The 8,383-nt window shown below is 50.7% G+C and carries 10 protein-coding genes; 2 read left to right on the top strand and 8 right to left on the bottom strand.

Translation table 11 applies throughout. The features are described 5' to 3' along the window. Window positions 1–374: 374 nt before the first annotated feature. The 6 genes from Q0236_RS04515 to Q0236_RS04490 are packed head-to-tail and all read right to left on the bottom strand — an operon-like array spanning window position 375 to window position 4,792. On the bottom strand, window positions 375–878 hold the full coding sequence (locus Q0236_RS04515) for a flavodoxin family protein (protein ID WP_297915529.1): 504 nt from the start codon (window positions 876–878) through the stop codon (window positions 375–377). Next, window positions 875–2,089, bottom strand: coding sequence for a radical SAM protein (locus Q0236_RS04510; RefSeq protein ID WP_297915527.1), 1,215 nt, complete (start codon window positions 2,087–2,089; stop codon window positions 875–877). Before Q0236_RS04510 ends, Q0236_RS04515 begins: the two co-directional genes overlap by 4 nt. After that, on the bottom strand, window positions 2,090–2,872 hold the full coding sequence (locus tag Q0236_RS04505) for an ABC transporter substrate-binding protein (protein ID WP_297915525.1): 783 nt from the start codon (window positions 2,870–2,872) through the stop codon (window positions 2,090–2,092). Continuing rightward, complete coding sequence (locus Q0236_RS04500) at window positions 2,869–3,642, bottom strand: ABC transporter ATP-binding protein (RefSeq protein ID WP_297915523.1); 774 nt, start codon at window positions 3,640–3,642, stop codon at window positions 2,869–2,871. Before Q0236_RS04500 ends, Q0236_RS04505 begins: the two co-directional genes overlap by 4 nt. Next, complete coding sequence (locus Q0236_RS04495) at window positions 3,639–4,607, bottom strand: iron ABC transporter permease (protein ID WP_297915521.1); 969 nt, start codon at window positions 4,605–4,607, stop codon at window positions 3,639–3,641. The genes Q0236_RS04500 and Q0236_RS04495 overlap by 4 nt, the downstream gene beginning before the upstream one ends. Next, on the bottom strand, window positions 4,604–4,792 hold the full coding sequence (locus Q0236_RS04490) for a hypothetical protein (RefSeq protein WP_297915519.1): 189 nt from the start codon (window positions 4,790–4,792) through the stop codon (window positions 4,604–4,606). The genes Q0236_RS04495 and Q0236_RS04490 overlap by 4 nt, the downstream gene beginning before the upstream one ends. A gap of 371 nt (window positions 4,793–5,163) precedes the next feature. On the opposite strand from Q0236_RS04490, the gene Q0236_RS04485 reads away from it, so the two are divergent. Both Q0236_RS04485 and kcuS read left to right on the top strand, forming a co-directional pair. Continuing rightward, window positions 5,164–7,245, top strand: a complete 2,082-nt coding sequence (locus tag Q0236_RS04485) for a carbon starvation CstA family protein (protein ID WP_297915518.1) — start codon at window positions 5,164–5,166, stop codon at window positions 7,243–7,245. Continuing rightward, complete coding sequence (gene kcuS, locus Q0236_RS04480) at window positions 7,232–7,447, top strand: KCU-star family selenoprotein (RefSeq protein ID WP_297898049.1); 216 nt, start codon at window positions 7,232–7,234, stop codon at window positions 7,445–7,447. Before Q0236_RS04485 ends, kcuS begins: the two co-directional genes overlap by 14 nt. Window positions 7,448–7,618: 171 nt before the next feature. Here kcuS and Q0236_RS04475 read toward each other — a convergent pair whose 3' ends face one another. Together Q0236_RS04475 and Q0236_RS04470 are read right to left on the bottom strand one after the other, a co-directional pair. Beyond that, on the bottom strand, window positions 7,619–7,807 hold the full coding sequence (locus Q0236_RS04475) for a hypothetical protein (RefSeq protein ID WP_297915516.1): 189 nt from the start codon (window positions 7,805–7,807) through the stop codon (window positions 7,619–7,621). An 84-nt stretch (window positions 7,808–7,891) separates the two neighbouring features. Continuing rightward, complete coding sequence (locus Q0236_RS04470) at window positions 7,892–8,143, bottom strand: EexN family lipoprotein (RefSeq protein WP_297915514.1); 252 nt, start codon at window positions 8,141–8,143, stop codon at window positions 7,892–7,894. Window positions 8,144–8,383: the final 240 nt, after the last annotated feature.

Genomic DNA, 8,383 nt, shown 5'->3' with positions numbered 1-8,383 from the left:
CACGCTCCGCACCGCTGCGGCGGTGCGGTAATGAGCGGCGATAGATAAGTTGTCGCGCGGCGACGGGCGGTAGCCGATGATCACGACCGCAGCGCTCGCAGGCCGGTCGCTCGCAAAAGCGCTTTTTTGCGTTCATAGCGTGCATTGGCGGCGCAAGGTCGGCAGCATTATTTGATCTATTGCGCGCGAAATGAAATTTTATCGTTTAAATTCTAGAGCAAGACCTGCGCCTGCGGCGGCAAATTTGCTTGTAGGGATGAAATTTATCGTCCAAATTTAGTAAAAGATAAAATTCCAAACCGCGCATTAAGTAGTGTGAAATTTTATTTGGTTTTATTTCGCCGCGCAGCGGTTTGTGCGGCTTGCTTTAAATTTTATTCTATCCCCGCAAATGCTGCTTTTGCATCCGCCAGATCCTTCTCGTCCGGGTGTTTCGCAGCCTCCGCCCAGCGTGCAAGTCGCTCGGGAGTGATAGGATGGGGCGAGTTGCCGCTAGAGGCCATTTTGCGCATCATTTCAAGTAGATTCGGATCGATCGCGCCCTGGCAAGCAAACTCCCTTACGATCTCGTTGCCGTTTGCCTTAAGCCCCTTTTCAAAGGCATCCAGGCACTTGCGCGAATGCTCGCCGTCCGGCTCCGCGCCCAGAGTCATGAAAACGCCCAGCTTCTTGTTGTGAATTTTGCGTAAAAAGCGCGTAAATTTCGCCTCGGCCTCGCCCTTATCGACGTAAAAGCCCAAGGCTATAAAGTCGTAGTCATCGACCTCGCCTTCAAAGTCGCGGAAATTTAGGCTCTCGCAGCCTAGTTGCTCGGCGATCGCATCGCCCACCTTTTTCGTGTTGCCCGTTTGCGAGGTGTAAAGCACGATTTTTTTCATACAAAGTCCTTTTTCATAATGTTTGCTATCTCTTCGTTGATATTGTTGCCCCAAAAAATTCCGTCCAAGTTTAAGACCGATTTTTCATCCTTAAGCTCCAAAAGCCCCCAGCTCTCAAATTCCTTTAGTTTCTGCAGCGCTTCGTCATAAACGCTCGCGCTTAGGGCCTCTTTTAGCTCGTTTAAGCTTACGATCGGGTATTGAAACAGATTGCTTAGCACGCCGTATTTTGCTTCGCGCTCATCGATTCGCGAGATCATCTTGTGCCCTGAAACGCCGTAAATTCCGAAGCCCGCTACGTGTCCGCCCGCACCGTTGCCGATAGGTAGGATATCCGTGCCCTTGTGGCTTAGCTTGATGTAGCCGTAGTTATCGCGACCTTTTCGAGCAAGTTTGGTAAGCTCCAAAACCTCGAAATTCCCGCTTTGCAGTAGCGCCTCTGCAAAGGCATGGTGCAGCTTTTTATCAGTCGGCAGATCGTAGTAGGAGGTGTCGATCTTTTTGGATAGCTCCGAGCCTTCGAAAAACATCAGCGAGTAAAAGCTAGCGCTATCTAGACCTAGCTCATTTACGTAGCGCGCGTCTGCGATCGCTTCCTCCACGCTTTCGTTCGGGAAGTTGTAGATAATGTCGCAGCAGAGCATGCCGTCAAATTTTTCTCTAAGATCCTTTAGTCGCTCGATTGCGCGAGCGGGCTTATGCACGCGGTTTAGAAGCGCCCGCCCCTGTCTGCTGAAGGTCTGCACGCCGATGCTAAAGCGGTTTACGCCGAAGCTTTGCAGGGCGAGCGCTTTTTGCGTATCTAGATTATGCAGCGTGGTCTCTACGCTGATCTCACAGTCGTCTGCGATCTTGAAATTTTTATGCAGCGCGCCGAGAACCTTTTCGAAGTGCGTCTCGCTGAAGACGCTCGGCGTGCCGCCGCCGAAGTAGATGCTTTTGACGCTTTTAGTATCGAAGTAGGGCATCTCGCCGTAGTCTTTGATCTGGCGGATCAAAAATTTAGCGTATTCGTCCAGCTCGTCGCCGAGTTTGGAGCGCATCATCGAACAAAACGAGCAGATGTTGTCGCAAAAGGGCACATGCAGATAGATCACGCAATCGCTGTCTTTCGCAGGCTGCTCCAGCGCGTCGAACAGCTCGTTTTCGCTCGCGGAGACGCTCTCGAAAAGCTTGGAGCGATGGTGGGATTTAATGCGTTCTTTAAACATCTATTTCGTTGCCTCCGCGTAAATTTCATCCACCGTCTCGCCGATCTGCGGGCTGCCCCGCAAGATGAGCGTCGGAGCTTTTAAAATTTTGCCCGATTTTACCGCTTTGGTATTTCTAAGGATCGGATTTGCTTTTAAAAAATCCTCCGTCTCGCCGCCCACGACTACGATTATATCGGGGTTTTGCTCGAGGATGTATTCGGCAGATACCGAAGGCGTGCTACCTTCAAGGCCGTCTGCAATATTTTTGGCGCCTAGGCGAGCGAAAATATCGCCTACTAGGGTTTTGTCGTTAAAGGCCATAGTGGCGTTTGAGCCGAAAAATAGCGCTACTTTTTTGCCGCGAAGAGCGGGTTTGTCTGCAAAAATTCCATCCATCCGCGCGCAAATTTTATCCGCCTCGCTCTCCTTTTTTACGATCGCCGCGACCTTCTTTACGTTTTGGCAGATATCTGCGGTAGAGTTTGCATCCATCGCAAGGCTCTTAAGTCCCAGCTTTTGTAGATTTTCGCTAACGCCTGCGGAGTGGAAGCTCGTGATGACCAGATCGGGCTTAAGCTCGACGATCTTTTCCATATTCGGCTTGACGTAGGTGCCTACGCTGGGTAGTTTCGCGGTTTCAGCCTGCGGGCGGATCTTGCTCATCGAAGTGGTGGCGATCGCAGCGATCTGATCCTGCGCGCCTAAAGCGTAGATGATCTCGACCGCGGCGGGATCGAGCACTACCAGGCCTTTGGCGAGCGCAAAACTCGCCGTAAGCAAAGCTATAAGAATTTTTTTCACATTTTCTCCTTTTTGGGTAGTATAAACTTTACCCCGTTTTCTTCTACTATTAAGGCTTCAAAGCCGTAAATTTCTTTTATGATCTGCGGCGTAAAAAGCTCGCTCGCGCTACCGCGATACCTCACTGCGCCATCTTTTAGCATCAAAATTTCGTCGCAAAATAGCGAGGCTAAATTTAGATCGTGCAGCACGATGACGCTCGTTAAATTTAGCGTTTTGGTTAAATTTTCGCAGATCCTCATCGCCTCGATCGCGTAGTTCATATCAAGCGCGCCCGTGGGCTCATCGAGCAGTAAAATTTCAGGCTCGCTTACGAGCGCTCTGGCAAGCAGCACGCGCCCGAACTCGCCGCCGCTTAGCTCAAACGCGCTGCGATTTAAAAATTTCTTCACGTCCAAAAGCTCGGCGATTTGTTCTACCTTGTCGCGGTCGCTCGCATCGTAGCCGCTAAATGCGCTTTTTAGGCGGCAAAATCTGCCCGCAAGTAAAATTTCATTCACGTTCAGCGCAGCTGCGAGGGCTGTTTTTTGCGGCACGAAGCCGATAAGCGCGGCAAGCTCTTTGAGGCTATATTCGCTTGCTTTTTTGCCGTTTATTTCGATGATTCCGCTTGCAGGCTTTAAAATTTGCAATATATTTTTTAGCAAAGTGCTCTTGCCGCAGCCGTTAGGACCCAAAATCCCGTAAAATTTACCCCGCTTTAAATTTAACTCGATGCCTCGCAAGATCGCCCGCTTGCCGTAGCTGAAGTTTAGCGCCGAAATTTTCATGCATGCTTCCTAAACGCGAGGTATAGAAAAAAGGGCGCGCCGAAAAAGGAGGTCACCACGCCGATCGGAATTTCTACCGGCGAGAGGGCGTTTTTAGCGATTACGTCGCAAAAAACCAAAAAAACTCCGCCGGTAAGCGCGCTAGCGGGGATCAGCACGGCGTTGCTCGCCGTATGAAGCGCCATTCGAAGCGTGTGCGGAATGATGAGCCCCACGAAGCCTATCATCCCCGTAAATGCGACCGAAAAGCCGATGATGAGCGAGGAGACGATGAGTAGGCTCTTTTTGGACTTCTCGACGTTGAGCCCCAGCGACTTCGCCTCCTCGTCGCCGTTTAAGATGATATTTAGCTCGTGACGCTTCGCGTAAAAATACGCCATGCAAAACAGCAGCGGCGGCAGTAAAAGCGCGATCTTTTGCCAGTTTGCGCCGCCCAGATAGCCCATCATCCACGCCGTAATCCTAAAGCTGTCCTCCCCGATTAGATAGACCGCGAAAGAGGTAAATGCGCCCAAAAAGGACGATACGGCGATACCTACGATCAGTAGTGTCGAGATCGAGCGGGTGTGGGCGGCGAGCTTAAAGATCACGAGCGAAAGCCCGCTGGCGGCCAAAAACGCGAAAATTCCGTAAAAAACGTCGCTAAGCCCCAGCAGGTAGGCTATAACCGCGCCGAAAGTCGCTGCCGAGGCGATGCCGATGATGTAGGGATCTGCAAGCGGGTTTAAAAATACGCTTTGCACCACCACTCCCGAAGTTGCCAGCAGCGCGCCTATTAAAATTCCAAGCACGAGGCGCGGCAAGCGCATTTGCAACAAGATGAGCTGTTTGGTCTCGTCTATCTCGCCGAAGGTGAAAAATTTTACGATGTCGCTCAGCGAAATGCTCGCTCCGCCGCTACTTACGGCTACTAAAGCAAGCAATATGAAAGCTACGATTAGAAAGAGATAAAATTTAAAGCTCATAGCCCACCAGGCGAACTATACGCGCAGATTTCGTCGCGGCGGATATTTTTAAAATTTAAGCGGTGCCAGGAATTTATACGCGCGGAATTTATGAAATTCTCGCGGCTGGCGCAATTATTTTTGAAGCTTGCATAGCTTTTGATATGGGCGCGAAAAAGTACGTAGCCGCACACCTGATTCGGCATAAATTTCCTCCTAAAAGTATTCGCGATTTTTGTTAAGAAATTAAAATCGTTATCATGAGATTTTATCGCTTGGTTTCTTAAACCGCGATAAATTCCGTAACGGCCAAGAGCTGCGGAGTTAAATTTAGGGCGATTAGATATTAAAATTTCGCGCGCCGCCAAGCCGCCTCTTTAAATTTGAAATTCAAAATTCAGGCATTAAATTTAAACGTCGAAAGCTCTTTTTAATTTTTGCAATTCAGCTTTAAATTATAAAAACGCCGATAAAATACGCACTAAATTTTATTTAGCGAGCTCTGCTTCAAAGACGCAAGCCGTTTTGTTAAAACGACATACTGCCCAAGCCGCTCGCTAAGTTTTAAGGAGTGAGCATGAAATTTTGGCAAAAGATCCTTTGGGCGGCGGTCGCCGTCATAGGGGCGTGGTGTTTCGGCGTACTTGCGCTAAATAAAGGCGAGAGCATCAGCGCCGTCTGGCTCGTAGTAGCCAGCGCGTGCATCTATCTGATCGGATACACCTTCTACGGGCGCTTTATCGCGTATCGCGTCTTTGAGCTGGACGATCGCCGCGCAACTCCTGCGGTGATCCGAAACGACGGACGCGATTACGTCCCTACGAACAAATACGTCCTTTTCGGCCACCATTTCGCCGCTATCGCTGGCGCCGGACCGCTCGTAGGTCCCGTAGTGGCCGCACAGATGGGCTATCTGCCCGGTACCATTTGGCTTTTGGTAGGCGTAGTGCTTGCAGGCGCGGTGCATGATTTTATCGTGCTCGTGCTCTCCACGCGACGCGGCGGCAAGAGCCTCGGCGAGATGATCAAAGATGAGATGGGCAAGCTTACCGGCGGTATCGCGATGATCGGAATTTTTTTCATCATGCTGATCATCGTAGCGATTTTGGCGATGGTCGTCGTAAAGGCGCTTGCGAACTCGCCGTGGGGGCTTTTTACGATCGCGATGACGATACCGATCGCCGTATTTATGGGAATTTACATGAGGTTCTTGCGCCCGGGCAAGGTCAGCGAGGCATCGATTATCGGCTTTGTTTTGCTGATGCTTTCGCTTTGGGGCGGGCATTACGTGGCGATCGATCCGTACTGGCACGACGTCTTTTCGCTAAAGGGCGAGACGCTCGCGCTTCTTACGATCGGCTACGGCTTTATCGCGGCGATCTTGCCCGTGTGGCTGCTGCTCGCGCCGCGCGATTATCTAAGCACCTTCCTTAAGCTCGGCGTCATCATCGGCATGGCGGTCGCGATAATTTTCGTCGCGCCCGAGCTTAAAATGCCCGCTACGACGAAATTTATCGACGGCACGGGTCCCGTTTTTGCAGGTCCGATATTTCCGTTTTTGTTTATCACGATCGCATGCGGCGCGATCTCGGGCTTTCATGCGCTGATCTCCAGCGGCACGACGCCGAAGATGGTCGAGCGCGAAACCCACACTCTTTTCATCGGCTACGGCTCGATGCTTATGGAGAGCCTCGTAGGCGTAATGGCGCTCGTAGCGGCGTGCATCCTAAGCCCGGGCGAATACTTCGCTATCAACTCGCCCGCTGCGGTGCTGGGCAAAGACGCGGTAAGCGCCGCGGCGTATATAAACTCTATCGGATTTAGCATTACGCCCGAGCAGATCGGCGCCTTGGCCTCAAACGTCGGCGAAACCACGATGATGAGCCGCACGGGCGGCGCTCCTACCTTTGCGATGGGGCTAACGATGCTACTGCATCAGATCATCGGCGGCAAGGAGCTGATGGCGTTTTGGTACCATTTCGCGATCTTGTTTGAGGCGCTGTTTATTCTAACCGCGGTCGATGCGGGCACGCGCACGGGGCGCTTTATGGTGCAAGAAATTTTAGGCAACGTCTATAAGCCGTTTTCCGATACCAAAAATTCCCTCTACGGCATCATCGCGACGCTGATCTGCGTGGCGGGCTGGGGCTATCTGCTCTACAGCGGCGTTACCGATCCTATGGGCGGAATTTATACGCTGTGGCCGCTTTTCGGCGCGTCCAATCAGATGCTCGCGGGCATCGCGCTGCTGCTTGCGACGGTGGTGCTTTTTAAAATGGGCAAGCAAAAATACGCCTTCGTCACGATCGCTCCCGCGATCTGGGTGCTTATAACCACGCTTTATGCGGCGATCTTGAAGCTGATGCCGGCTAACGGCGAGCGCGTGCACGACGCGGTAAGCCACGTGGCTATCGCGCAAAATACCGCCGCCAAGCTTGCTAGCCTAAGCGATCCTGCGGCGATCGAAAAGGCGCAGGCTATCATCAGAAATAACGTCATCGACGCCGTGCTATGTGCTCTTTTCGTCGTCGTTACGATCATAGTCATCGTCCAAACGATAAGGATGTGCCTTAAAATTTCAAAGGGCGGCGCGAACGAGGGGTATTTCAAACTGGCAGAAAGCGAGCACGTAGATAGGGGCGTTTATGAAAAAGTTTAAATTTAATCCGCTCGCAGCCCCGAAGGCAGTGGCGAGGTTTTTGGCGCGCGCGGATGCCGCGCTTGCGCCGCTCATCGGGCTCGGCGATTACGAGGGCTATCTGCGCCATTTCAGAAGCGCTCATCCGGACGAAATCCCGCTAAGCAGGGCGGAATTTTTCCGCGCGATGCAAGATAGCAAGGCGAAAAACGTCAAGTGCTGATAGCGGCGAAAGGGCGCGGTCGCGCCGTACTCATCGCCGGTCTGCGACGCTTTGCCGTCTTGTCGTAAAATTTCGCCGCGGGTTTGAAATTTTAATTTAGACTAGGGCGCGGATAAAGTGTGCGAACGAGGTTAAATTTAGCACGCCGCACAAACCGCCGCCGAGTGAAATTTAGACTAGCCGCGCGGCGTAAATTTTAAAATGATTAAATTTTAAGGTGCCGCGCAGCCCGCAAGTCTTTTCTGCGCTAGCCAAAAGCTCGCAGACTTTAAAATTTGAAATTCCAAAATCCGTAAAGCAAGATTTTACGCCGTATCGTTTCGCGAAAGAAATTTTATATCGCAAAATTCTAAGCCGCATAGAGTAAATTTACCCTACACCAAAGGCGCAGAGTAAATTTATAAGGCATTAAGAGAGGAATTAATTTATTGAATTTTAATCTAATTAATCTTTAAGACCCCTCTTGGCTCTTTGTTGTTTTACAAATTCTTTACCCATCATTTTCTGTTGATCAGCATAAAATTCTACGATTTCCTTAGCGTTCAAGCAATTCTTATAAGAGTTGCTTCCATCTTTAAGGATATTGAAATCACACTTTGCTAAAACCTCTTTGGCTTCGTCCAGATGAGCGTCGTAATACTCCTTGGTCTTTACCTCGGTATCATCGCCGCAACCAACTAATAAAACAGCTAACACCCCCCCCAGAGGAACATCTTAGGATTTTTCATCTCATTCTCCTTATTTGAAATTTATCGGATATTTTACTATCCGTTTACTTTAAAAAATTTGAATTGCAGGCGTACGCGCCGTTTTAACGCGACGTTTTACGTGCCGCCGCAAGACGTTGACCAAACGCGCGTGGCGTGAGAGGGTGGCAAAGCAAAAACTACGAGACGCAAAAGGGCGGCGTAGCAAAACAGCGCACATAGAATCGCT

Source organism: uncultured Campylobacter sp. (assembly GCF_938031315.1).
In the GTDB taxonomy this organism is placed as follows: domain Bacteria; phylum Campylobacterota; class Campylobacteria; order Campylobacterales; family Campylobacteraceae; genus Campylobacter_B.
The sequence above is the reverse complement of the archived record's forward strand: the minus strand, read 5'-3'. Positions and strand labels throughout refer to the sequence as shown.

What these genes read in the sequence shown, in the direction of transcription:
- Q0236_RS04515 (WP_297915529.1), bottom strand. Translation starts at nt 878, where the DNA reads ATGAAAAAAATCGTGCTTTACACCTCGCAAACGGGCAACACGAAAAAG.
- Q0236_RS04510 (WP_297915527.1), bottom strand. Translation starts at nt 2,089, where the DNA reads ATGTTTAAAGAACGCATTAAATCCCACCATCGCTCCAAGCTTTTCGAG.
- Q0236_RS04500 (WP_297915523.1), bottom strand. Translation starts at nt 3,642, where the DNA reads ATGAAAATTTCGGCGCTAAACTTCAGCTACGGCAAGCGGGCGATCTTG.
- Q0236_RS04495 (WP_297915521.1), bottom strand. Translation starts at nt 4,607, where the DNA reads ATGAGCTTTAAATTTTATCTCTTTCTAATCGTAGCTTTCATATTGCTT.
- Q0236_RS04490 (WP_297915519.1), bottom strand. Translation starts at nt 4,792, where the DNA reads ATGCCGAATCAGGTGTGCGGCTACGTACTTTTTCGCGCCCATATCAAA.
- Q0236_RS04485 (WP_297915518.1), top strand. Translation starts at nt 5,164, where the DNA reads ATGAAATTTTGGCAAAAGATCCTTTGGGCGGCGGTCGCCGTCATAGGG.
- kcuS (WP_297898049.1), top strand. Translation starts at nt 7,232, where the DNA reads ATGAAAAAGTTTAAATTTAATCCGCTCGCAGCCCCGAAGGCAGTGGCG.
- Q0236_RS04475 (WP_297915516.1), bottom strand. Translation starts at nt 7,807, where the DNA reads ATGCGGCTTAGAATTTTGCGATATAAAATTTCTTTCGCGAAACGATAC.